Source organism: Mycolicibacterium celeriflavum, from assembly GCF_010731795.1.
Classification (GTDB): Bacteria; Actinomycetota; Actinomycetes; order Mycobacteriales; family Mycobacteriaceae; genus Mycobacterium; species Mycobacterium celeriflavum.
Window position 1 is genome coordinate 2,300,690 of sequence record NZ_AP022591.1, and the last position, 23,078, is coordinate 2,323,767.

Annotated in this window: 24 protein-coding genes; 9 read left to right on the top strand and 15 right to left on the bottom strand. The window is 66.7% G+C overall.

Features of this window, described 5'->3' with window-relative positions:
- Position 1 precedes the first annotated feature (1 nt).
- Together G6N18_RS11250 and mmsB are read left to right on the top strand one after the other, a co-directional pair.
- Complete coding sequence (locus G6N18_RS11250) at positions 2-1,168, top strand: acyl-CoA dehydrogenase family protein (RefSeq protein ID WP_083000978.1); 1,167 nt, start codon at positions 2-4, stop codon at positions 1,166-1,168.
- Entirely contained in the window at positions 1,137-2,063 is a 927-nt protein-coding gene (gene mmsB / locus G6N18_RS11255; protein WP_407663581.1) for a 3-hydroxyisobutyrate dehydrogenase, read from the top strand. The genes G6N18_RS11250 and mmsB overlap by 32 nt, the downstream gene beginning before the upstream one ends.
- A gap of 183 nt (positions 2,064-2,246) precedes the next feature.
- Here the strand turns inward: mmsB and G6N18_RS11260 are convergent, their stop codons facing one another.
- Entirely contained in the window at positions 2,247-3,050 is an 804-nt protein-coding gene (locus tag G6N18_RS11260) for an HAD family hydrolase (protein WP_083000982.1), read from the bottom strand.
- Between the two features lie 106 nt (positions 3,051-3,156).
- Between G6N18_RS11260 and G6N18_RS11265 the strand changes: the two genes are divergently transcribed.
- Both G6N18_RS11265 and G6N18_RS11270 read left to right on the top strand, forming a co-directional pair.
- The gene (locus G6N18_RS11265) at positions 3,157-3,819 is read left to right on the top strand and encodes a response regulator (RefSeq protein ID WP_083000983.1); all 663 of its coding nucleotides are present in this window, start codon (positions 3,157-3,159) and stop codon (positions 3,817-3,819) included.
- On the top strand, positions 3,816-5,042 hold the full coding sequence (locus G6N18_RS11270) for a GAF domain-containing sensor histidine kinase (RefSeq protein WP_234806125.1): 1,227 nt from the start codon (positions 3,816-3,818) through the stop codon (positions 5,040-5,042). The genes G6N18_RS11265 and G6N18_RS11270 overlap by 4 nt, the downstream gene beginning before the upstream one ends.
- 52 nt (positions 5,043-5,094) lie before the next feature.
- Here the strand turns inward: G6N18_RS11270 and G6N18_RS11275 are convergent, their stop codons facing one another.
- From G6N18_RS11275 to secY, 10 genes are all read right to left on the bottom strand, one after another.
- Positions 5,095-5,616: a MarR family winged helix-turn-helix transcriptional regulator gene (locus G6N18_RS11275; RefSeq protein WP_067217555.1), complete on the bottom strand. Its 522-nt coding sequence runs from the start codon at positions 5,614-5,616 to the stop codon at positions 5,095-5,097.
- 6 nt (positions 5,617-5,622) lie between these two features.
- Positions 5,623-6,690, bottom strand: a complete 1,068-nt coding sequence (locus tag G6N18_RS11280) for a pyridoxal phosphate-dependent aminotransferase (protein WP_083001130.1) — start codon at positions 6,688-6,690, stop codon at positions 5,623-5,625.
- A complete protein-coding gene (locus tag G6N18_RS11285) occupies positions 6,690-7,700 on the bottom strand; it encodes a 3-oxoacyl-ACP synthase III family protein (protein WP_083000987.1) in 1,011 nt (336 codons plus the stop codon). The genes G6N18_RS11280 and G6N18_RS11285 overlap by 1 nt, the downstream gene beginning before the upstream one ends.
- A gap of 6 nt (positions 7,701-7,706) precedes the next feature.
- A complete protein-coding gene (locus G6N18_RS11290) occupies positions 7,707-8,372 on the bottom strand; it encodes an SRPBCC family protein (protein ID WP_083000989.1) in 666 nt (221 codons plus the stop codon).
- Positions 8,353-10,059 carry a thiamine pyrophosphate-binding protein gene (locus G6N18_RS11295; RefSeq protein ID WP_083000990.1) on the bottom strand — a complete coding sequence of 569 codons (1,707 nt, stop codon included), beginning with the start codon at positions 10,057-10,059 and terminating at the stop codon, positions 8,353-8,355. The genes G6N18_RS11290 and G6N18_RS11295 overlap by 20 nt, the downstream gene beginning before the upstream one ends.
- Positions 10,060-10,131: 72 nt before the next feature.
- Complete coding sequence (locus G6N18_RS11300; protein WP_067217567.1) at positions 10,132-10,857, bottom strand: anti-sigma factor family protein; 726 nt, start codon at positions 10,855-10,857, stop codon at positions 10,132-10,134.
- Positions 10,854-11,369, bottom strand: coding sequence for a sigma-70 family RNA polymerase sigma factor (locus G6N18_RS11305; protein WP_067217571.1), 516 nt, complete (start codon positions 11,367-11,369; stop codon positions 10,854-10,856). Before G6N18_RS11305 ends, G6N18_RS11300 begins: the two co-directional genes overlap by 4 nt.
- 118 nt (positions 11,370-11,487) lie before the next feature.
- Entirely contained in the window at positions 11,488-12,288 is an 801-nt protein-coding gene (map, locus tag G6N18_RS11310) for a type I methionyl aminopeptidase (RefSeq protein WP_083000992.1), read from the bottom strand.
- Positions 12,289-12,294: 6 nt separating this feature from the next.
- Positions 12,295-12,843, bottom strand: a complete 549-nt coding sequence (locus tag G6N18_RS11315; RefSeq protein ID WP_083000994.1) for an adenylate kinase — start codon at positions 12,841-12,843, stop codon at positions 12,295-12,297.
- Entirely contained in the window at positions 12,840-14,180 is a 1,341-nt protein-coding gene (gene secY / locus G6N18_RS11320; protein ID WP_067217582.1) for a preprotein translocase subunit SecY, read from the bottom strand. Before secY ends, G6N18_RS11315 begins: the two co-directional genes overlap by 4 nt.
- 266 nt (positions 14,181-14,446) lie before the next feature.
- Here secY and G6N18_RS11325 point away from each other — a divergent pair, with 266 nt between their 5' ends.
- The 3 genes from G6N18_RS11325 to G6N18_RS11335 are packed head-to-tail and all read left to right on the top strand — an operon-like array spanning position 14,447 to position 17,189.
- The gene (locus G6N18_RS11325; protein WP_083000996.1) at positions 14,447-15,382 is read left to right on the top strand and encodes a class I SAM-dependent methyltransferase; all 936 of its coding nucleotides are present in this window, start codon (positions 14,447-14,449) and stop codon (positions 15,380-15,382) included.
- The gene (locus tag G6N18_RS11330) at positions 15,379-16,281 is read left to right on the top strand and encodes a class I SAM-dependent methyltransferase (protein ID WP_083000998.1); all 903 of its coding nucleotides are present in this window, start codon (positions 15,379-15,381) and stop codon (positions 16,279-16,281) included. Before G6N18_RS11325 ends, G6N18_RS11330 begins: the two co-directional genes overlap by 4 nt.
- A gap of 8 nt (positions 16,282-16,289) precedes the next feature.
- Positions 16,290-17,189, top strand: coding sequence for a class I SAM-dependent methyltransferase (locus tag G6N18_RS11335; RefSeq protein WP_083000999.1), 900 nt, complete (start codon positions 16,290-16,292; stop codon positions 17,187-17,189).
- A gap of 56 nt (positions 17,190-17,245) precedes the next feature.
- On the opposite strand, the gene G6N18_RS11340 is transcribed toward G6N18_RS11335, so the two are convergent.
- Entirely contained in the window at positions 17,246-18,244 is a 999-nt protein-coding gene (locus G6N18_RS11340; RefSeq protein ID WP_083001001.1) for an AraC family transcriptional regulator, read from the bottom strand.
- A gap of 85 nt (positions 18,245-18,329) precedes the next feature.
- Between G6N18_RS11340 and G6N18_RS11345 the strand changes: the two genes are divergently transcribed.
- A complete protein-coding gene (locus G6N18_RS11345; RefSeq protein ID WP_083001003.1) occupies positions 18,330-19,820 on the top strand; it encodes a flavin-containing monooxygenase in 1,491 nt (496 codons plus the stop codon).
- Between the two features lie 60 nt (positions 19,821-19,880).
- Here G6N18_RS11345 and sppA read toward each other — a convergent pair whose 3' ends face one another.
- Entirely contained in the window at positions 19,881-21,677 is a 1,797-nt protein-coding gene (gene sppA, locus G6N18_RS11350; protein ID WP_083001004.1) for a signal peptide peptidase SppA, read from the bottom strand.
- A gap of 163 nt (positions 21,678-21,840) precedes the next feature.
- Between sppA and G6N18_RS11355 the strand changes: the two genes are divergently transcribed.
- Positions 21,841-22,134: a hypothetical protein gene (locus G6N18_RS11355; RefSeq protein ID WP_083001011.1), complete on the top strand. Its 294-nt coding sequence runs from the start codon at positions 21,841-21,843 to the stop codon at positions 22,132-22,134.
- A 27-nt stretch (positions 22,135-22,161) separates the two neighbouring features.
- Here G6N18_RS11355 and G6N18_RS11360 read toward each other — a convergent pair whose 3' ends face one another.
- Together G6N18_RS11360 and rplO are read right to left on the bottom strand one after the other, a co-directional pair.
- A complete protein-coding gene (locus tag G6N18_RS11360; protein WP_083001012.1) occupies positions 22,162-22,509 on the bottom strand; it encodes a DUF732 domain-containing protein in 348 nt (115 codons plus the stop codon).
- 122 nt (positions 22,510-22,631) lie between these two features.
- The gene (rplO, locus tag G6N18_RS11365) at positions 22,632-23,075 is read right to left on the bottom strand and encodes a 50S ribosomal protein L15 (protein WP_083001013.1); all 444 of its coding nucleotides are present in this window, start codon (positions 23,073-23,075) and stop codon (positions 22,632-22,634) included.
- Between the last annotated feature and the right edge of the window lie 3 nt (positions 23,076-23,078).

A 23,078-nucleotide genomic window follows, 5' to 3' on the forward strand; every position in this document is an offset into this window, starting at 1 on the left:
CGTGGACTACTTCGGCTTCGACGAAGACGAACGCGTGATCGCCGAGACGGCGGCCGCGTTCGCCGAGAAGCGGCTCGCGCCACACGCTTTGGAGTGGGATGCCACAAAGCACTTCCCCACCGACGTGTTGCGCGAGGCCGCCGAACTGGGGATGGCGGCGATCTACTGCCGCGACGACGTCGGCGGCAGCGAGTTGCGTCGGCTGGACGCCGTGCGGATCTTCGAGCAACTCGCGACGGCCGACCCGACCGTCGCGGCGTTCCTGTCGATCCACAACATGTGCGCCTGGATGGTCGACACTTACGGCACCCACGAACAACGCAAGACGTGGGTGCCCCGGCTGGCGTCGATGGAGTTGATCGCCAGCTACTGCCTGACCGAACCCGGCGCCGGCTCTGACGCGAGCGCGTTGCGCACCAAGGCCGTTCGGGAGGGCGACCACTATGTCCTCGACGGCGTCAAGCAGTTCATCTCCGGTGCCGGGGCATCCGACCTGTATCTCGTTATGGCCCGCACCGGCGGTGACGGCCCGCGGGGCATCTCGACATTCCTCGTCGAAAAGGACACTGCCGGGCTCAGTTTCGGCGCCGACGAAGACAAGATGGGGTGGCACGCCCAGCCCACTGCCCAGGTGGTCTTCGAGAACGTCCGGGTACCCGCCGAGGCGATGCTCGGGGGCGCCGATGGCGAGGGAGCAGGCTTCGGGATAGCGATGAACGGGCTCAACGGCGGCCGCATCAACATCGCCGCCTGCTCGCTCGGCGGCGCACAAGCCGCCTACGACAAGGCCGCCGGCTATGTGCGCGACCGGGAGGCATTCGGCGGCGCACTGCTCGACGAGCCCACCATCCGGTTCACCCTCGCCGATATGGCCACCGCTCTGGAGGCGTCGCGAAGCCTGTTGTGGCGCGCTGCCCGAGCGCTCGACGAAAACCACCCGGACAAGGTGGAGCTGTGCGCGATGGCCAAGCGCTATGTCACCGACTCGTGCTTCGCGGTCGCCGACCAGGCGCTGCAACTGCACGGCGGGTATGGCTACCTCACCGAGTACGGGCTGGAGAAGATCGTCCGGGATCTGCGGGTACACCGGATCCTCGAAGGGACCAACGAAATCATGCGCGTGGTGATCGGGCGGTCTGCGGCCGCCAAGGTGCGCGAATCGGCATAGCGTCGGAACAGGAGAGCACATGAGCACAGTGGCGTTTCTGGGGCTCGGCCACATGGGCGGGCCGATGGCGGCGAACCTGCTCGCCGCGGGGCACACCGTGCACGGCTTCGACCCGGTGCCCACGTTGAAGGACGCCGCCGCAGGGAAGGGCGCATCGGTGTTCGACAGCGGCGCCGAGGCGGTCGCCGACGCCGAGGTCGTCATCACCTCGCTGCCCAACGGCGACATCGTGAAAGCCTGCTACGCAGAGGTGTTGCCCGCCGCGCGCGAAGGGGCGCTGTTCATCGACACCTCCACGATCTCCGTCGATGATGCCCGCACCATCAACAAGCAGGCGGGCGACCGCGGCATGGCCCAGTTGGACGCCCCGGTGTCCGGCGGGGTGAAGGGCGCGACCGCAGGCACGCTGGCGTTCATGGTGGGCGGTGAGGCATCCGCGGTCGAGCGAGCTCGACCGGTGCTGGAACCGTTGGCCGGCAAGATCATTCACTGTGGGGCCGCCGGCACCGGGCAGGCCGCCAAACTGTGCAACAACATGGTGCTCGCGGTGCAGCAGATCGCGATCGGAGAGGCGTTCGTGCTGGCCGAGAAGCTCGGCCTGCCGGCGCAGTCGCTGTTCGACGTGATCACCGGCGCCACCGGTAACTGCTGGGCGGTCCACACGAACTGCCCTGTGCCAGGGCCGGTTCCGACGTCACCGGCGAACAACGACTTCACGCCGGGCTTCGCGACCGCTCTGATGAACAAAGACCTCGGATTGGCGATGAACGCGGTCAAGTCGGCGGGCTCGAACGCGCCGCTGGGCAGCCATGCCGCGGAGATCTACGCGAAATTCGCCGCCGACCACGCGGACAAGGACTTCAGCGCGGTGATCGAGCTGCTCCGCGAAAGCTGAGACTCATTGCATCTCCTCGCGTTGCATCTCCTCGCGAGCGTGCGTGTCGGTACACGACGCGCCGCGGATTTTGAACAGTTTGCGCACGCTCACGGCCGACGAGCCTGCGTTGAGTCTGGCTTGTTTACTGCGCGTCGTGTACAGACACGCACGCTCGCGCGAGGCGAGGCGGGGCGAGGCGAGCTACGCAGCGGCGGGTTTACGGACCTTCCACCAATTCGCATGCAGGCGTTGGCAATCGGCGGCGGTCAACGGAGGCTCACTCGCGTAGTCTGGGCGCACCGCCAGGGCGGTCGGGATGTCCGGGGTGCCCTCACCTGTGACCACCACGGTGGCGAGCCCCGCGGCGTTCGCGGCCCTCAGCCCGCAGGCCGACCCGGTGACGGCGATCGCGTCCTCAGCGGACAGGCCCAGTTCGTCGAGCGCGTGACGGTGCGCTTCGGGGTCGGGCATCGGCTTGGTGACGTCCTCGGTCGTGACCACGGCCTCGACGAGCCCCTCGCCGACCAGTTGCCGCACCAGTGGCTCGGCCCAAGCGCGCCTGCCGTTGGTCACGACGGCCAGCTGGACGCCGGCGCGGACCGCATCCATCACGAAGTCGACCAGACCGGGCCTCGGCGAGAGGTCGCGCTCGAGGATCAGCTCGTCGAACATCATGGCCTTGGTCGTGTAAATGTCGTCGGCCAGAAGTGCGGTCAGCACATCGGACTCGGTGGCGACGCAGCGCTTCCGCAGTTCCGCGGCGATGCGCTGCCGCTCGTCGGTCAACGCCAGCAGCTGCCGGTACCGCGCCACCGACCATTGGCAATCCAGGCCGTGTGCCGCGAAGGCAGCGTTGTAGGCCACGCGGTGGCCGTCGCATTCGATGTCGGTCAGCGCGTCGAGGTCGAAGACCACGGCGCGCATAAAACAGCCCGGCCCGCTGGGCGATGCGCAGTCCCACCAGAACCGTCCCGCGCGCCACGTCGTCTCATGCGTTGTCGGCATGGAGACAAGGGTGGCCGATGTCACACGTTTCCAACCTCCCCCAATCGGGGGAGCGACGATGCCAAGTTGCTCTACCACCGCAAACGGCACCTCTAAGGTTGGTGCCATGCCGAGCAGCCCCCCGGTGCGATTAGTACTGGTCGACGACCACGAAATGGTCATCGAAGGCCTGAAAGCCATGCTCGCGGCGTTCTCCGATCGAGTGCAAGTGGTCGGGCAGGCCGTGGGTGCTGAGCGAGCGCTCAGCGTCGTCGACGAGCTCGACCCCGACATCGTGTTGTCCGACGTCCGCATGCAGGGTTCGAGCGGACTCGACCTGTGCCTGGAGCTGCGCGAGCGCAAGCCGGAGCGCAAGGTCGTGATGCTGTCGGTCTATGACGACGAGCAGTACCTGTTTCAGGCGCTGCGAGTCGGGGCGTCGGGTTACCTGCTCAAGAGCATCAGCAGCGAGGAGTTGGTGCGCCAGTTGGAGTTCGTCAACCGCGGCGAGACCGCGATCGACCCCGGAATGGCGGCCCGCGCGGTCGACACCGCGGCGCGGCTGCAGCGCGACGAGTTCTGGCCCGGCGCCCGCCAAGGGCTCACCCAACGCGAGAGCGAGATTTTGTCGTTCGTCGTCAACGGGCTGTCCAACCGCGCCATCGCCACCAAGCTTGTGATCGGCGACGAGACCGTCAAGACCCACCTCAGCTCGATCTACCGGAAGCTGGGGGTCAGCGACCGCACCGGCGCCGTCGCGACCGCGCTGCGCGAAGGGATATACCAGTGAGCCAGCCGGACGCCGTGCGGGAGCTGAGCCAGTACGCGCTGGCCGCCGACCGCGAGCTGGCGCTTCTGCGCGAGCTGATCCAGGCCGCGTCGAAGGGGCCGGGTGTCGAACCGCTGGCCGCGGCGGCGGCCCGGATGATCACCGCGGCGACCGCCAGCGACGTCTGCTTCGTGCACGTCCTCGACGACAGTGACCGGTCGCTCACGCTGGCGGGCGCCACTCCGCCGTTCGATGCGGAGATTGGCAAGATCAGACTGCCACTGGGACAGGGTATTTCGGGTTGGGTCGCCAGCCACCGCGAGCCCGTGGTCATCACCCAGGACAAGGAGTCCGATCCGCGCTACATGCCGTTCCAGTCGCTACGCGGCTCGGACTTCACCTCGATGGTGTCGGTCCCGATGGAGACCGATCCCGGCGGCCTGGTCGGCGTGCTCAACGTGCACACCGTCGAGCGCCGCGAGTTCACCGAACGCGACGTCGAGCTGCTCGTGGTGATCGGCAGGCTGATCGCGGGCGCCATGCATCAGGCCCGGCTGCACCGGCAGCTGGTGGCCCGCGAGCGCGCCCACGAGAACTTCGTCGAGCAGGTGATCGAGGCTCAGGAACTCGAACGGCGCCGGCTGGCAGGCGATATCCACGACGGCATTTCGCAGCGCCTGATCACGTTGAGTTACCGGTTGGATGCGGCCACCAGATCCGAGGACCCGGCGATCGTTGCCGAACAACTCGGCAAAGCGCGCGAGCTGGTCGAGTTGACCCTGCAGGAGGCTCGCGCCGCGATCAGTGGACTGCGGCCACCGGTGCTCGACGACCTCGGGCTGGCCGGCGGGCTGGCCAGCCTGGCGCGGTCGATACCGCAGGTCGGTATCGAGGTGAACCTGACGGAGCGTCGGCTGCCCGACCATATCGAGCTGGCGTTGTACCGGATCGCGCAGGAATGCCTGCAGAATGTCGTCAAGCACGCCAAGGCCACGTCCGCCCGGCTGATGTTCACCGTAGACGCGGGTGACAGCGGCGACGTCGCCCGGCTCGAAATCATCGACGACGGGGTGGGTTTCGACACCTTCGAGCATCCGCTCGGCGGCGACGAGATGGGCGGTTACGGCCTGCTCTCGATGGCCGAACGCGCCGAGATCGTCGGCGGCCGGCTCAACATCCGGTCGCGCCCGGGGGCCGGCACCGCGGTGACGGCGACGATCCCTGTCCCGTCGGCGCCGCAGTGATTTGTGCAGGTTTTGTTGCGCCCAGCGCTCCTGTGAACGTGCACAAATCGCCTTAGAAGTCTCCCGAATTCCGGCGCAGCGTCTGGATCGAAGCCGCCAAGGCCCTGGACTCGGCGTCGGACATCCCGATGTCGGCGAACACCTCGTTGTTCAACGTCTCCGTGGCGTCCTCGACGGTCGAGCGGCCCAGGTCGGTGATCTGCACCAGCGTCGTGCGCCCGTCGGTCGGATGCGGGATCCGTTCCACCAGGCCGTCGGCCTCCAGGCGCCGGATCGCGTGGGTGACGCTGGTGACGTGCACCTGCAACCGATCGGAGGCCTTGGTGATCGGCAGTGCGCCGTTGCGGCTGAACGCCAACAGGCGAAGCAACTCGAACCGCGAGAAGCTCAAGTCGTATGGCCGCAGCGCGCTCTCGACGCGGGCCAGCAGGATCTGGTGCGCCCGCATCACCGACGTCACCGCGACCATGCCGTCGGCCACCTCGCCCCACCCGCAGCGCTCCCAGTTGGCCCGCGCGAGCGCGATCGGGTCACGGTCGTCCTGCCGCGGCGGTCGTGACGGTTCGGTGGGCACGCCCCTTCATACCGCATTGGTCGACGCGGTCACCGGCTTTCGGTCGACGGCCTGGGCCACCGCCGCGACCACCGCGCGGGTGGATTTGCGGTCGCCCACGGTGATGCGCACGCCGCCGTCGGCGTAATGGCGCACACGCATGCCGATCGTGTCGAACACCTCTTTCCAGCAACGCCCGCACTCCGGCAGGTACACGAAGTTGGCGTTGCTCTCGGTGCTGTACACCCCCATCGACCGCAGCCGCATCCGCAGGTATCGACGCTCACTAGCAATCATTCGGATGCGTTGGCGCAACTCGGCTTCCGCGTCGAAAGAGGCCGCCACCGCGACCAGGGACGTGATCGCGATGCCGAACGGCAACTGCATGGCCCACAACCGCCGGGCCAGCCCGGGCGCGCAGAAACCGTAACCGATGCGGAGTCCGGCCAGCCCGTACGCCTTGGAAAAGGTCCGCAGCACAACGACGTTCGGATGCCGCGCGACCAATGCGACGGTGTCTATCCGGCATTCCGGTGGCAGGAACTCGACGTAGGCCTCGTCGAGCAGCACGACGGTGTCCGGCGGCACCCGCCGCAGGAAGCGCTCGAGGTCGGCGGCCGTTTCGACGGTGCCGCTCGGATTGTGCGGTCGACACACCACCACGACCCTGGCCGCCGCCGCGGCGGATGCCATCGCGTCGAGGTCATGGTGACCGTGCGCGTCGAGCGCGACGGTGACCGATTTCAGCCGGGACATCTGCGCGAAGACCGGGTACCCATCGAACGTCGGCGAGGCCGTCACCATCGTGTCGCCGGGGCTGGTCACCGCCTGCAGCACCTGCATGATCACCCCCGTCGCGCCGGCCCCGATGACCACCTGCTCGTCGCGCACCCCGATACGCTCGGCGACCAACGAACGCAGCCGCTCGGGCAGATACTCCGGATACCGGTTGGCCGACTCGATCGACGCGATCAGCGCCGACCGGACGGACGGTAACGGCGGGAAGGGATTCTCGTTCAGCGACAAGGCCATCGGGTTCGTCGCGCTGGGTAGCGCGCCGACGGCCTCGAGTCCGCTGAACCCTGGCGTAGCCATCACCCGCGACCGCCCCACCGCACGGCGGCCGCGCCGGCGAAGTCACCGGCATGGGCGAAGGCCGCCATCAGCACCACGTCGCCCGCTTCGAGCCGCCCGGTGGCGACCGCGCGATCCAAGTTGACCGGAATCCCTGCGGCGAACAGGTTTCCGCACATTTCGAACGTGTCGACGTGGCGTTCGGCGGGCAGCTCGAGCGCTTCCCGCCAATTCCGCAGGAAGACCCGGTTCGGCTGGTTGGTGACGAGCAGGTCGAGGTCGGCGGGCTTCACGCCGATGCGGTCGCACACCGCGTAGGACACCTCGGGCACCTGCCTGTTGCCCCGCGCCAGCACCTTGGTGATCTTGCTTTCGGTGAAGCCGATGCACCCCTCCCCCGGCCCCGGCTGCCACCATTTGCGCGGCGGGTCGACCGCGATCGTCATATCGCCGGCGAACTCGCCGTAGGTGCGGCATTCCACGTCCAGAATCGGCGACTGCTCGGAGACCGCCACCAGCCCGACGGCCGCGCCGTCACCTGGCACCGATGCCTGAGCCTTGCGCCGCACCCCGGGTTGGTCGAACACCTGCCCGGCGGCGTTCTGCGCGACGGCGATCAGCGCCGTGCGGCCCGCCCCGGAGGACAGGAGTTGCCGGGCCACCTGAAGTCCCAGCACGAAGGCCGCGCAACCGCCGTTGTGCAGATCGAGCACCCAGTCCGGCTTCATGCCGAGTCGATGCGCCATGGCGCCGCCGCCGCCGTAGAACGGCATGTCGGGCATCTGGGTGTGCGTGATCAGCACGTCCGCGTCGGCGATCGCGTCGTGGCCGTGCCGCTCGATCAGCCCGGCCGCCGCACGCTCGACCATGTCGACGGCCGTCTCGTCGGGCGCAACGTGGTGCCGGAACCGCGGCGCACGGAACATCACGTTGTCGCGAAGATCGTCGGATTCGGCGAACTGTGCGTAATAGTCGGCGCCGATCGGATCGCCGGGCAGGTAGGTCGAGACGTCCAGAAGGCTGACGGTCATCGTTGCTCACCTCATCCAGTCGGGTGTCACGGCAAGGCCGTTGCGGTAGCGGTACTCGACGATCGCCTTGAGGTTGCGCAACTCCAGCAGGTGACCGGCACCGAACATGTCCCAGAAGTCGCCCACCCAGACCGGTCGCTCGGGCGGGGCCGTCTCCGGATAAGGATTGCGGTCGTAGAACGGGTGATGACAGTTGGTCCACAGCACGACTGACCCGGGCTTGTCGAGCACGACCTGAGCGTCGACCACCCGCATCAGGTAGACCATCCACAGGTGTCCGCCCTGGTCCCAGGCACAGTGATAGTCGACGGTTCTGGCCGCCTCATTGGCCACTGTGCGGGTGAAAATCTGTGTCTGCGAACCCAATCGGTCATATGCCAGCCATAGTCCTGGCTCCTCGGTCGGTGTGAAACCGCGCAGGCTGTAGGTCCACTCCTCCAGACACCGGGTATCGGCCAGATAGTCGAACAACTCGTCGGGCGGACAGTCGATGTAATCGTTGACGGTGCAGTACTGGCCGTACACCTCGTCATGCGGATAGACCGACCGCATCATCTCCATGATGATCGGGGTGGCCTTTTCGCGCGGCGAGGTCTCGATGCGGATCAGGCCGTCCAGCGGTGCTGCGGTCCCCCGATGAGCAGAGATGTCGTCAAGTGCGGGCAGCGACATGGGTTGGGATCTCCTTTGTGGCAGGCGGTTTACTGGTGGCTCCGTCGAGAAACGCCGCGAACGGCGGGATCTCGTCGGCCGAACATTCGATGCTGACGACCGCCGGCCCCTCGGTCTCCAGGGCGGCGCCAAGCGCGGCGGGAAGTGAGGCAAGGTCGTCGACGTCAGTCGCGGGCAGTCCGGGGAACATCGCGCCCAGGCCAGCCCCCAGCCGGCTGGGTCCGAACCGGTTGTAGCTGTAGCGATCCCGGTAGAACCTCTGCTCGCGGGTGACGCACATCGCGTGCGCATGGTTGTCGAACAGCAGGAACGTCACCGGCAGCCGGTACTCCCTGGCGGTGTGGATCTCCATGCCGTGCATGAAGAAACTGCCGTCGCCGGCAATGACCACGGTCCGCCTGCCACGCCCGAACGCCATCCCGATCGCGGCGCCGAAGCCGTAGCCCATCCCGCCCATGCCGAGCGCGACAACAAAGCGGCCGTTCCGCCTTACGGGCAGGTGGTGTATCGCGGCGGCCCCGATGTTGCCGGCGTCGACCACGATGTCCACACCGGCGGGCAGCGTGGCGTCGAGCGCGGCCATCGCGTCGCGGTACCGAATGCCGGGCCCGCAGTGCAGCGGCGGCCGTAATTCGCTGCGCGCCACCACATCGGGCACGCGGACCTGGGCAGGGCGGCCCTGTCCGGACAGCGCGGCGGTGAGCATCTTCAGCGACCCGCGGAGGTCCTCGCTGTGCACATGCGTGCACGCGAGATACGGTGCCGCCGAACCGATCGAGTACACCGGCACCGAAGCCAGCGCGTCGTCCAGCCCGGCGCGTGCGGTTATCGGCATCCGGGCGCCCACGAGCACGCACAGCGCGCTACCCGCCACGACCGCGGCGATGCTCGGATGGCCCATCACGCCGGTCACCCCCAGCGCCGACGACGAGCCCATCCCGGGTGTACCCGCAACGTCTTTGGCATCGGGCACGGTTGCCACCCGGGCGCGCACCACGGCCCGCAGCGCCTCGAGTTCGGCGCGCGCATCGTCGCGCGCCACCTGGTCTCCGGCGATGAGCGTGACGGGACCGGCGGCCCGGCGCAGCGCTCGCGCGATCGGATGCACATCCGATTGCTGTGCGGCGTCCCGTTCGGCGACGACCACGCCGCCGTTGACGGGCACGTCTGCTTGCTGAAGGTCTTTGGGCAGCAACAGCACCGCCGGCCCGCGCATCGTATGTGCTGCCGCAATCGCGGCGGGCAGCGCGGTGATGATGTCCGCCGGTGTGAGCACCCGCCGACAGTGCACCGACACCGCCGAGAACAGCGCGTGCCCGTCCAATGCCCCGTTACGTCCGCTGGTGTCCTGGAACGCACCTCGGCCGTCGAGGCCGGTCGGCGGCTGACCGATCAGGGCCAGGACCGGCACCCGGCTCGCGAAGGCCTCGCCCAGCGCGGGCACCGTGTTCAGGCAGCCGCCGCCGGAGGTCGCGGCGACCACGCCGATGCCGCAGCCGCTGCGGCTGTACCCGTCGGCCATCGTCGCTGCGGAGAACTCGTGTTTGGCGAGCACGGCGGTGATGTCGGAACGGAAGAACGCTGCGTCGTAGACGTCCTCGATGTTGGCGCCGTCGACACCGAAGACGTACTCGACTCCGATTCCGGCCAGATACTCGACGATGTGGTCGACGACCCGACGGCCCATGGCTCACCTGCTTTCACACGCTTCAGCAGTGACACGGAGCGTGGGCCGGGCGGGTTCACCCGTAGGGCAGATTCACAGGGAGCGTTCCAGAAGCACTTCGCCGGACTCGGATGAGACCAGTTGCACCGCAGCGATTTCGTCCATCTGCATCGGGGTGTTGGCGCTGGGCAGCGCGGTTGCGCCGGAAAGCCCCAGCCACGTCGCGATCTGGTTGCGGGTGCCGTCGTTGCCCACCACCACCATCGCCAGGTCCTGGGGCGGGGCGTCGCGCTGGCCCCAGTCGCCGTAGGTGCACGCCATGTCGATGCGGGTTCCCCAGCCGTAACCCGTCATCGAAATCGTTGCATTGATGGGCGTTTCGGACACCTTGTTCATCTCCAGTTGCTGGCCCGACGCCTGCGGCGGCGTACCGGTCTGCACGCCGAATGTCTCGGGGCGCATCACGATCGCGATACCGACCGCCAGCACCGCGGCGGCCAGGCCGACGGCGGCGGTGGCCATCCATCGCGACCGTCGACGCCGGGCCCGCACCTTGTCCAGCAGGCCGGGCAACACCTCGGCGGGCGGTTCGGCAGGAGCCGAGTCGAACTCCCGAAAGTCGGCGGGGCCGACCTTGCTCAACAGCGCGGGGATGCCACTCAACTCCGCGACCGCGGACCTGCAGTGCGCGCACGTCTTGAGATGCGCCTCGTATTCGCGGCGCTCCTCGCTGGAAAGCGAACCCAGAACGTAGGCGGCGTCCCAGGTCGCGTACCGATCGTCGGCCGCCCGATCGAGGAGTGGGTCGAATGCGGTCACCGTGTCACCCCCATTTCCTCCAACTTGAGCTTGAGTGCTCGAACCCCGTAGTGCAGGCGCGACTTCACCGTGCCCTCCGCGATGCGCAGGTCGTCGGCGATCTGCGCGGTCGTCCAACCCTGGTAATACGCGCGGCTGATGACCGCGCGATGCTCCTCGGACAGTCCGCCGATGGCTTCGCCGAGCATCATTCGGTCCAAGGCAGCCTCCACCTCGTCGGGTCCGGCCCGGTCCGCGGTTGCCTCCATGTCGGGGGTGCCGGACTCCCTGCGGAACCGGGCGCTGCGCCGCTCGTCGATGATCAGGTTACGGGCCACGGTGAACAACCAGGCCCGCGCCGACCTCGTGCTGTCGGCCGTCACCTCGGGGTGGCGCCACGCTCGCAGCAGCGTCTCCTGCACGACATCCTCCGCCCGGGCCGTATCACCCGTCAGCCGTACCGCATAACGCCAGATCGCGGCGGCGTGCTCCTCGTAGAGCACCCGCACGACGGTCGCCTCCGGGTCGTCCAAATTCAACCTCCGTTATGGATACGAGGTTGCACGGTCGTCCGGTTCAAGTATTCGCCGTCGACTCTGCGTCCACGGCGAGAATGTTCGAGTTAGCTGCGCTGTCGGCGCAGGCTCAACATCAAGAACCCTGGGTGAGGATGCGGGGCCCGTTCTCGGTGGCCGCCACGGTGTGCTCCCAGTGCGCCGCCCGCGATCCGTCGGCGGTGATGACGGTCCACTCGTCGTCGAGCACGAGCGTTTTGGTGGTGCCCAGGGTCAGCATCGGTTCGATGGCCAACACCGAGCCGACCGCCAGATGGGGTCCGCGGCCCGGCGCGCCCTCGTTGGGCAGGAACGGGTCCATGTGCATCTGCCTGCCGATGCCGTGTCCGCCGTAGCCGTCGACGATGCCGAACGTGCGGCCGTAACGCTTCTCGGCGGCGCGCGTGGCGGTCTCGATGGCGTGCGATACGTCGGTGAGCCGGTTGCCCGGCACCATCGCGGCCGCACCGGCTTCCATGGCCTCCTTGGTGGCCTGCGACAGCGCCTCGTCGACCGGGATCAGCGTCCCTATGCCGAACGTGATCGCCGAGTCGCCGTGCCAGCCGTCGACGATGGCGCCGCAGTCGATGGACACCAGATCGCCGGGGGCCAGCGTCTCACGGGAAGACGGAATGCCATGCACCACACGATCGTTGACCGACGAGCAGATGCTGGCCGGGTAGCCGTGGTAGCCCAGGAACGACGGCACACCGCCGCCGTCGCGGATCACCGACTCGGCGACCTCGTCCAGCGTCAGCGTGGATACCCCGGGGCCGGCGGCCTGACGTACCGCGGCCAGGGCCGAGGCCACCAGCGCGCCGGCGACGGCCATCGCGTCGAGCTCACCGGGTGTGCGCTGCGGTACGACTTTGCGGCTGCGCAGACCCATCAGGCCCATCTCCGACTACTTACCGAGCGCCTGCAGCGCCCGCGCGAAGACCTCGTCCAGAGCGCCGATCGCGTCGACCTGTTGCAGGTTGTTGTGGCTGTAGTACTCCAGCAGCGGATAGGTCTCGTCGCGATAGACCTGCATCCGGTTGCGGATCACGTCTTCGGTGTCATCGTCGCGGCCGCGGGCCTTGAGCCGCTTGAACAACTCGTCCTCGGAAACCTTGAACTCCAGCACCGCGTCGAGTTTGGTGTCGTGGCGCTTGAGCATCTCGTCGAGCGCCTTCGCCTGCTCCACCGAGCGGGGGTAGCCGTCGAGGATGAACCCGTCCACCGCGTCGGGCTGCTCGATGCGGTCCTCGACCAGCTTGTTCGTCAACTCCGATGGCACCAGATCACCCGCGTCGAGGTAGCGCTTGGCTTCCAGGCCGAGCGGGGTGCCGTCGCCGATGTTCTGCCGAAACAGGTCGCCTGTCGAGATCTGCGGGATGCCGAGCTTCTCGGAGAGCTTCTGGGCCTGCGTGCCCTTACCGGCACCGGGTGGTCCGAGCAGAACGACTCTCACTTCAGGAACCCTTCGTAATTGCGTTGCATCAGCTGGCTCTCGATCTGTTTCACGGTATCCAAGCCGACCCCGACCAGGATCAGAACTCCGACACCGCCGAAGGGCAGGTTCTGCACGGGGCCGCTGGCACCGACCTGAAGGAACATGTTCGGCAGGACGGCGATGACACCGAGGTAGATCGAGCCCGGCAGCGTGATGCGGCTCAACACGTAGCGCAGGTAGTCGGCGGTCGGTTGACCTGGGCGGATGCCCGGGATGAACCCGCCGAACTTCTTCATCTCGTCAGCGCGCTCGTCCGGGTTGAACGTGATCGACACGTAGAAGTAGGTGAAGAAGACGATCATCAGGAAGTAGATCGCGATGTAGGCCGGGCTACTGGGATCCGTGAGGTAGTTCGCGACGAACGAACTCCACCAGTTGGTGCTGTTCGGATTGGAGCTTCCGCTCTGGATCAGCTGGGTGATGAGCTGCGGAATGTAGATCAGCGACGACGCGAAGATGACCGGGATGACGCCGGCCTGGTTGACCTTCAACGGCAGGTAGGTGGACGTGCCGCCATACATCTTGCGCCCGACCATGCGCTTGGCGTACTGCACCGGGATCCGGCGCTGGCCCTGCTCGACGAACACCACGCCGACGACGATCGCGAGCGCGCCGAGGCACACCAGCGCGAACACCAGGCCGCCGCGGCTCTCCAGAATGGCCTGACCCTCGCCCGGCATCGCCGAGGCGATGCTCGCGAAGATGATCAGCGACATGCCGTTGCCGATGCCCCGCTCGGTGACCAGCTCGCCCATCCACATCAGCAGCGCCGCGCCCGCCGTCATCACCAGCACGATGACGACGAGGGTGAAGATGTTCAGCCCCTCGTTCTGGCCCTGGATGATGTCGAGCGTGCAGCCCTGCAGCAAACCGCCGTTGGCGGCCAGCGCCACGATGCTGGTGGCCTGCAGAATGGCCAGCGCAATCGAGAGGTAACGCGTGTACTGCGTCATCTTGGTCTGGCCGGACTGCCCCTCCTTGCGCAGCTGCTCGAACCGCGGGATCACCACGGTCAACAACTGCACGATGATGCTCGCCGTGATGTACGGCATGATGCCCACCGCGAACACCGACAGCTGCAGCAGCGCTCCGCCGGAGAACAAGTTGATCAGCGAGTACACCTGCCCGGCGTCGCCGCCGCTGACCTCCGCGATACACGTCTGGATGTTCGGGAAGTTCACGCCGGGAGACGGTATGGAGGCGCCGACCCGGTAAAGGATCACGATGCCCAGGGTGAACAGGATCTTTCGCCTCAGGTCGGGTGTCCTGAGTGAAGAGATGAAAGCCGAGAGCACTCTTCCTCCTGCGCAGCCGACCTTTTGATCGCGGCGTGCGGATGGGGCTGGATTCGACCAGCGTCTTGGTTAAGTCGTATGCGGAGCCCCGTCAAGCGCACAGCCTGCAGAGTTACCCGCCAAACAGTCTACGAGAGTAACAGTTAGGGCCTCCCCGGCCAGCATCCCGCCGACGGTCTGGTTCTCACAGCCGCTTCTCAGGCGGGGAACATACCGTGGGCCCTATCTCGTTATATCCCCTAAGTATTAGCGGCAGGAGCGGATGAATGGCACGGACGGACAATGACACCTGGGATCTGGCCTCGAGCGTCGGCGCGACGGCGACCATGGTCGCGGCGGCGCGGGCGATCGCGAGCACCGGTGATGACCCGCTGATCTGCGATCCGTACGCCGAACCGCTGGTGCGCGCCGTCGGCGTCGACTTCTTCACCCGCCTCGCCGGCGGTGATCTCAAGCTCGAGGATCTCGATGCCGACAACGCGGCGGTCGGGATGGCCCGGATGACCGACAACATGGCCGTGCGGACCAAGTTCTTCGACGAGTTCTTCGAAGACGCGGGCAGCGCAGGGATTCGCCAGGCGGTGATCCTGGCGTCGGGACTCGACGCGCGGTCCTACCGGCTGGCGTGGCCGGCCGGTATGACGGTCTACGAGATCGACCAGCCCGAGGTCATCGCGTTCAAGAGCCGGACGCTGGCCGAGTTCGGCGCCGAACCGACCGCCGAACTCAGGTGCGTGTCCATCGACCTGCGATTCGACTGGCCCGCCGCGTTGAAGGAGGCCGGGTTCGACCCGGCGGTACCCACGGCGTGGAGCGCCGAGGGTCTGCTCGGCTATCTGCCGCCGGAGGCCCAGGACAACCTGCTCGACACCATCACCGAGCTGAGCGCCCCCGGCAGCCGGGTGGCCGTCGAAAGCGGCCCGACCAGCACTGCCCCCGAGGACCGCGAGAAGATGCTCGAGCGCATGCAGGAGGCCGCGCAGCGGTGGCGCGAGCACGGCTTCGAACTCGATTTCGCCGAACTCGTCTACATCGGCGATCGCAACGAGGCCGGCGGCTATCTGTCCGACCGCGGCTGGCGACTGACCCGCCGCACCGTCGGTGAACTGCTGGCCGCCAGCGGCCTGCCGCAACTGCCCGACGACGAAGGCGGTGCCCACTTCAGCGAGCTGCAGTACGTCAGCGGGATACTCGAGTCGTGAGCCGGACCGATTCGGACAGCTGGGACCTGGCCTCCAGCGTGGGCACCACCGCGACGATGGTCGCGGCCGCCCGCGCGATCGCCAGTCGCGAGGACGACCCGCTGTTCGAGGACCCCTACGCCGCGCCGCTGGTGCATGCGGTCGGGGTCGATTTCTTCACGCGTCTGGTGGACGGTGAGATCGAGCTGAACGACGTCGACGGCGCGGGCGCGCGGTTCATGGCCCGCCTCATCGCGGTCCGCACCCGGTTCTTCGACGACTTCTTCCGCGATGCCGGGGCCGCTGGTATCCGGCAGGCGGTGATCCTGGCGTCGGGCCTGGACTCGCGGTCCTACCGGCTGCCCTGGCCGGCAGGCACCGTCGTCTACGAGATCGACCAGCCGCAAGTCATCGAATTCAAGTCGGCGACGATGGCCTCGCTCGGTGCCGCGCCGGCGGCCGAGCTGCGCACCGTGGGCGTCGACCTGCGCGAGGACTGGCCGAAAGCGTTGCGTGAGCGTGGTTTTGATCCCGGCCAACCGGCCGCTTGGAGCGCCGAGGGGCTGCTGGTGTACCTGCCGCCCGAAGCGCAGGACCGGCTTTTCGACAACATCGCCGCGCTCAGCGCACCGGGCAGCCGGCTCGCGACCGAATACCATCCGGACGCCGCGGCGACGATCGGCGAACGCAGCAAGGCGATCAGCAGGCAGTGGGGCGAGAACGGGTTGGACCTGGACATCTCCGACCTGTTCTACGCCGGCGAGCGCAGCCACGTCGTCGACTATCTCACTGGCAACGGCTGGAACGTATCCGCCCGCAACCGCCCCGAGGTGTTCGCACGATATGGCCGGGAGTTCCCCGAGACGGATCTGCTTGCGCCGATGCGCGATTCACTGGCAATCATCGCGACCCGAAACTGAGGAGAAGAATGGCCCGCACGGATGACGACACCTGGGACCTGGGGTCCAGCGTCGGCTCGACCGCGACGATGGTCGCCGCGCAGCGCGCGTTGAGCCACCGCGAAGGCCTGATCGACGACCCGTACGCCGAACCGCTGGTGCGCGCCGTCGGACTCGACTTCTTCGTGCGGGCGCTCGACGGCGAGATATCGCTGGACGACATCGACCCACGCTTCAACGCGCGTCGCGCCGCCGAGGGAATGGCGGTACGGACGCGCCACTTCGACCGGCTGTTCACCGACGCGGCCGCGGCGGGTGTCCGCCAGGCGGTGATCCTGGCCGCCGGCCTGGACGCGCGCGCCTACCGGCTGCCGTGGCCGGCGGGCTCGAGCGTCTTCGAGCTCGATCAGCCGGATGTCATCGCGTTCAAGAGCGACACGCTGGCCGGGCTGGGCGCCGAGGCAACTGCCGATCGCCGGGCCGTGGCGATCGACCTGCGCGACGACTGGCCGAAGGCGCTGCTGGCCAACGGTTTCGACCCGACGCAGCCGACCGCGTGGATCGCCGAGGGGCTGCTGATCTACCTGCCGCCGGAGGCGCAGGACCTGCTGTTCGACCGCATCGACGAGCTCAGCTCGCCGGGCAGTCGCGTCGCAACCGAGCACATCCCCGACGTCAGCATGTTCTCCGACGAGCGGTCACAGGAGATTGCCGAGCGGTTGCGGACCTACGGCCACGACATCGAGATGGGTGAGCTGATCTACCACGGCGAGCGCAACGACGTGATCGACTATCTGACCGCTCACGGATGGGACGTCACGACGCAGAAGACGCGGGATGCGTACGCGGCCAACGGGTTCGAGTTCCCCGAGGACGGACCCATGGGTTTCTTCGCCGACATGAGCTACCTGTCGGCGGTCAAGCACTGACCCGGAGTTTCCTTGCGCGAGCGTGCGTGTTTGCACACGACACGCCGCGGTATTTTCTACAAATGTGCACGTTCGCGGAATTCCCGCGGCGTCGTACCGAACCAACGGCGGAACGACCGATTGAATGCACTCTGTTCGGAGTAACCGAGCAGAGCCGCGATCTGATTGAGATGCAGCCCTGCAACGCTCAAATAGCGGACCGCCTGTGCTTGGCGTTCCAGGTCGATGACGTCTTGACAGCGCAGGCCCTCGGCGGCAAGCCGTCGCTGCAGTGTCCGCGGATGCATGCCGAGGTGGTCTGCGATCGCGTGCACACTGCAGATGCCGATGGGCAACATTTTGCGGGCATGTTCCGCAACGCGTTCTGACAGCGGTGCTGTTTGCGGAAGATAAGTTGCTTCAAGGTATTCGATGACGATGCGTTTGGTCTCCGGATCCGCGTCGCGGATGCGTCTCGCACCCACGCTCGCCGGGAACTCGAACCCGTACCATTGCTGCTCGAAGCGCACTCGGCAGCCGAACGCCTGGCGGTACGCGGCGTCCGGGCTGTGTTGTGAGTGGAGCAGCGAAATGGACATTGGAGCGTCCGGACCTGCCAGGAGGTACATGTAGCGAACCGCGACACCGATGTTGGCCTCATACGCTTGAACGGGATATGGCACGAAGTGCTCGGTCACATCGAGAACGACCCTCACGTAGTCGCCTCGCTCCTCGATCACCACCTTCAACACCGGAGTATGGACATACATGAAGCGGGCGACCGCCTTCAGCGCCTCCAACACGGTCTCCGAATTACGCACGATGACGGCGATCGGACCTATGACGTCGAAACCTCGCAACCGCGTCAGGCGAAGCCCGAGATCCCGGCGATGCAGTTCCTCGGCAGTCACTTCGAGAAGGCATGCATAGTCGGCTACAGGGATGAACGCGTCCGGATGATGTTCGGTATCGATGGGGATGCCGAATCGAGACATGTAGTGCTCGGGGTCTGCGCCGAGACCTCTGACAAGTTCGACGTAACCTTGCAGCGAAGCGGCGCGGACCACTGCACCCATGCGGTCACCGCCTTTGTCGGGAAATGTCAAAAGCTTGTCAGATTTTGGCAAGACTGTCAGCGCTTCCAGCGATCATCCTCAGTGCATGACCGCCCAACACTTCGACGTCTTGATCATCGGAGCCGGTTTGTCCGGAATCGGCACGGCATGCCAGTTGAGCACGGCTCTGCCGAGCAAGACCTTCACCCTTCTGGAGCGACGCGAGCGACTCGGGGGCACCTGGGATCTATTCCGATATCCCGGTATCCGCTCGGATGCCGATATGACCACGCTCGGATACGGGTTCCGCCTTTGGAGGGACCCCCGTGTGCTCGCCGACGGCGCAGCGATCCGCCGGTATCTGGCCGAGACGGCGGTGGAGTACGGCGTCGACAAAAACATTCGGTACGGACTGAGGGCCGTCAGTGCTGATTGGTCGTCAACTGATGTCACGTGGACTATCACCGCGGTGGACGAAGCGACTGGGCAACTCTGCACGTACACTTGCGATTTCCTCATCAACTGCGCCGGCTACTACGACTACGACACCGGATACTCTCCTGAGTTTCCCGGTATCGAGGGGTACACCGGCCAGACGGTACATCCGCAGCACTGGCCGGAGGATCTCGACTACAAAGGCAAGAAGGTGGTCGTGGTCGGCAGCGGCGCAACGGCAGTCACGCTCGTGCCGGCGATGGCCGCTGACGCGGAACACGTCACCATGCTTCAGCGTTCACCGTCGTACGTCTTCTCGTTGCCGGGTTACGACAAGATCTCCGAAGCGTTGTCCCGTGTCCTGCCGTCGAAGTGGGTATGGGCGATGGCCCGCAGGCGCAACGTACTTCTGCAGCGCAAGATGTTTCTCGCATTCCGTCGCTGGCCGCACCAGTCGCGCCGGTTCATGCTGTGGTTCATGCGGCGCCAGCTCGGGCCGACGTTCGACATGAGCCACTTCACGCCGACATACATGCCTTGGGACGAACGCATGTGCATGGCGTCCGACGGTGATTTGTTCGATGCGCTTAAATCCGGTGACGCATCGGTGGTGACCGACAAGATCGAGAGATTCACTGAAACAGGCATTCTCCTGAATTCCGGACACGAACTCGAAGCGGATATCGTCGTAACGGCGACTGGCTTGAACCTGAAGATGCTCGGTGGCATGCGGCTCACGATCGACGGCTCGATCGTCTTGCTGGGCGAGAAGATGGCCTATAAGGGCATCCTTGTACAGGACATCCCCAACTTTGCGGTGGTGTTCGGCTACACCAGCGCTGCCTACACGCTGAAATCTGACCTCGCGGGCGCGTATCTGTGCCGTCTCCTCAGCCACATGATGGAACGGCGCTACACCGCGGTGTTACCTCACGACAGTGAGGGGTGCGTGACGTCGGCCGGCGTGTTCGACACCCTGAAGTCTGGTTACATTCGGCGAGGTGGCAACCAGATGCCGCGCCAGGGATCAAAGCTGCCGTGGAAAACATTGATGCACTACGAGAGGGACCGCCATTTGCTCCTCAAGGAGTCGGTAGCCGACGGCGTGCTGCTGTTCACCGAGGCGCCGCTGAGACTGGCCGAGTCATCCGGCGTAAGTTGACCCGCAGTCGACCAAGAGACCGACACGGTGTTCGATCACGCATTTTGCGAACTCGGCCACCTAGAAGCGGTAGTCGCCGAGCCAGAGCGCCCTCACCCCGCCCAGCGACCGCTCGGCGCCACTGAACACCTGCGCCACCGACTGACCGAGCAGTGCGGCAACAGCTTCTGGCACCGACGCCGCCGCTGGTTGCGATGACGGCTTGGGCCGCAACCGGTCCAGCAGCGACGAGCCCGGATACCCGACGATGCGCACGTCGGCGTCGGGATCCAATCCGATCAGCACTTTGGCCCGGGTCACCGCCTCGCGCAAGCCGCCGAGGTGGTCGACCAACCGGCGCTCGAGCGCGTCGGCGCCGGTCCACACCCGGCCGCGCGCGATCGCCTCGACATCCGTGACGCTCATCGATCGGCCTTGCGCCACACGTTCGACGAAATCCCGGTAATACAAGTCGGTTTCAGTGTCGAGCTGTGCGCGTTGCTCATCGCTGAACGGCTCGTTAATCGACCAGGCGTCCGCGTTCGCGTTGGTGCGCACAGAATCGAAGCCAATGCCGAGACGGTCTTTGAGCTCGCGAGCGACGAATTTTCCCGCCACCACACCGATCGATCCGGTGATCGTGCCGGGGTTGGCGACGATCTCGTCGGCGCCCATCGACACGTAGTACCCGCCCGATGCCGCGACCGCTCCCATCGACGCGACCACGGGCTTGCCCTTGTCGCGTATCCGTGTCACCTCGCGCCAGATCGTCTCCGAACCGCTGATGGATCCGCCCGGTGTGTCGACCCGCAGCACGACCGCCGACACGTCCTCGTCGGTGCCCACCTCGCGCAGTGCCGCGGCGATGGTGTCACCGCCGACGTTCGAACTGCCCAGCAGTGGCCGCGGGCCACCTCGACCGCTGACAATCGTTCCGTGCACGGTCACCACGGCGATCGTCGCCTTGGCTTTTCGTCCCGGGATCGGCGGTGTCGGCAGGCCATGGCGTTCGGCGGTGGCCCGCGCATACCGCGACAGGTACAGCCGCGGGGGCGCGTCCTCGGAGTCCGCGTCAGCATCGCTAACCTCCGATGCGCCAACGAGTTCGGCGATCCGGGCGTAGGCCTCGTCGCGGAAACCTATCCGGTCGATCAGCCGCGCGGCAACCGCATCGTCACGCAGCAGCGGCGCCCGATCCGCGAGCGCATTGACGTCGCCGGGCTCGATGTGGCGGGATTCCGACACCGCGGCCAGCACCTGTTCGTACAGGCTCTGGATCACCCGCTCGTCTGCTTCGCGGTGGGCATCGGTGTAACGCTCCTGCGTGAAACGGTTCGCCGCGGACTTGTATTCGCCGCGAGCGACGAGTTGCGCCTCGAGACCCGCCTTGTCCAGCGCGCCGCGCAGGAACAGCGCGTTGGTGGCGAAACCGACCAACCCCACGGTGCCCGACGGTTGCAGCCAGATCTCCCGAAAAGCCGTCGCCAGGTAGTACGAAAGTGTCCCCGGGTAGGTCTCGGCCCACGCCACCGAGGGCTTCACATCGCTGAACGCCGCGATGGCCGAGCGCAATTCCTGCACCGGACCGGCAGCGGCGACGGGATACTGGACCCGCGCAATCAGGCCCGCGACCCTGGGGTCCTCGGCGGCCCGGTGAATCGCCGAGACGGCCTCCCCGAGCAGCAGGGGCTTGCCGGCGCCGGCGAGCAAGGCGAACGGGTCGAACCCGCCGGATTCCTCGGGCACGGACAGAAGGTCGAGTTCGAGCACGCACCCGTTCGGCACACCGTTGTGGCGGGCGGTGTCGACGCGCCGGGTCAGCGCGCGCAGGGTGTCGGGGCCGGGCAAGGCCGGTAGTCCGGGCAGGAATGCTGGCATGCTGCGAGCCTACCGACGCCCCGACCCCGGCGAGCAGACGCGAAGTTCACCGGCACCCCGACGGATCGGGGCACTACGCGTCTGCTCGCGCCACAAGGCCGCGTCCTGGCTTGTTGAAAATTAGGTGTTTTAAGTTCTTGATCATGATGGTAGAACCGAAACCATGATCGCGAAACTGAGAATCATCGCCCCACTGGTGATGGCGGGGGCGGTCGCGACGGGGTTCGCCGCCGCACCGGTGGCAGTCGCCGAAACCTATGCTGCCGCAGCACAAGCGCAGATCACGCCGCTGTCGCAGGGTCCCCGCTACGGGGGCTGCGCCGACGACGGCGCCTGCGGTCATGGCGGACCGGACGGGGGCGGCGGCTGCACGGCCGACGGCATCTGCGGCCACGGCGGACCGTCAGGCGGCGGCGGTTGCGTGCCGGGTGTCGGCTGCTTCGAGTGGAACCCGTAAGCCCGAAACCGTAAGCCCGTCGCTGAATCAGCGCCCGGTGAACCGAGCGTGCTGCGGGCAGTAGACGGCGACCGCCGCACGCATCAGCCCCGCCGCTTGCGCACGACTGATGCCACTCTTGGCAAGGCTGTTCACCACGCCACGCACGACGGGGACCGGGTTGACGGTGCCGGCGAGCCCCTGGGAAAGCGTCTCGCAAATGTTGCGGCCGAGCGCGGGCACATCCACCTCGGGGCCGACCGGAATCTCCAAGGCTGCGACCTCATCGGTGAACCTCTTGTCGTCGCCCTGGGCGTGCGCGTTCGCCGCGCTGCCGAACACAGCAAGTGCGGCGGCCACAGTGACGACGGTGAGCTTTCCGCGGCGGGAAGTCATTTCTGCTCCTGATGAATTCGGCCTGCGCACTGTGGATCGAGATTGCGACGGTCGGCGTTGCCAGTCGACTCTTCGAACACAAGAGCCCCTACCACGACGGCAGGGGCTCTCGGCTAGCGCGATCAGAGCTCGGTCGCGGAACCGCCTACGGCGGAGATCTTCTCGCGTGCGCTACCGCTGAATTTGTGCGCGGTGACGTTCACCTTCACGGTGAGCGTGCCGTCACCGAGCACCTTCACCAACGTATTCTTGCGCACCGCACCGGCGGCCACCAGCTCGTCCACTCCGACGTCGCCGCCCTTCGGGAACAGCTTGTTGATGTCGCCGACGTTGACGACCTCGTACTCGGTGCGGAACCGGTTGCGGAAGCCCTTCAGCTTGGGCAGCCGCATGTGGATCGGCATCTGCCCGCCCTCGAACGTCGCGGGGACGTTCTTGCGGGCCTTGGTGCCCTTGGTGCCGCGGCCAGCGGTCTTGCCCTTGGAGCCCTCACCGCGACCCACGCGGGTCTTGGCCGTCTTCGAGCCGGGGGCCGGCTTCAAATCGTGAAGCTTGATAGGTGTCATCTT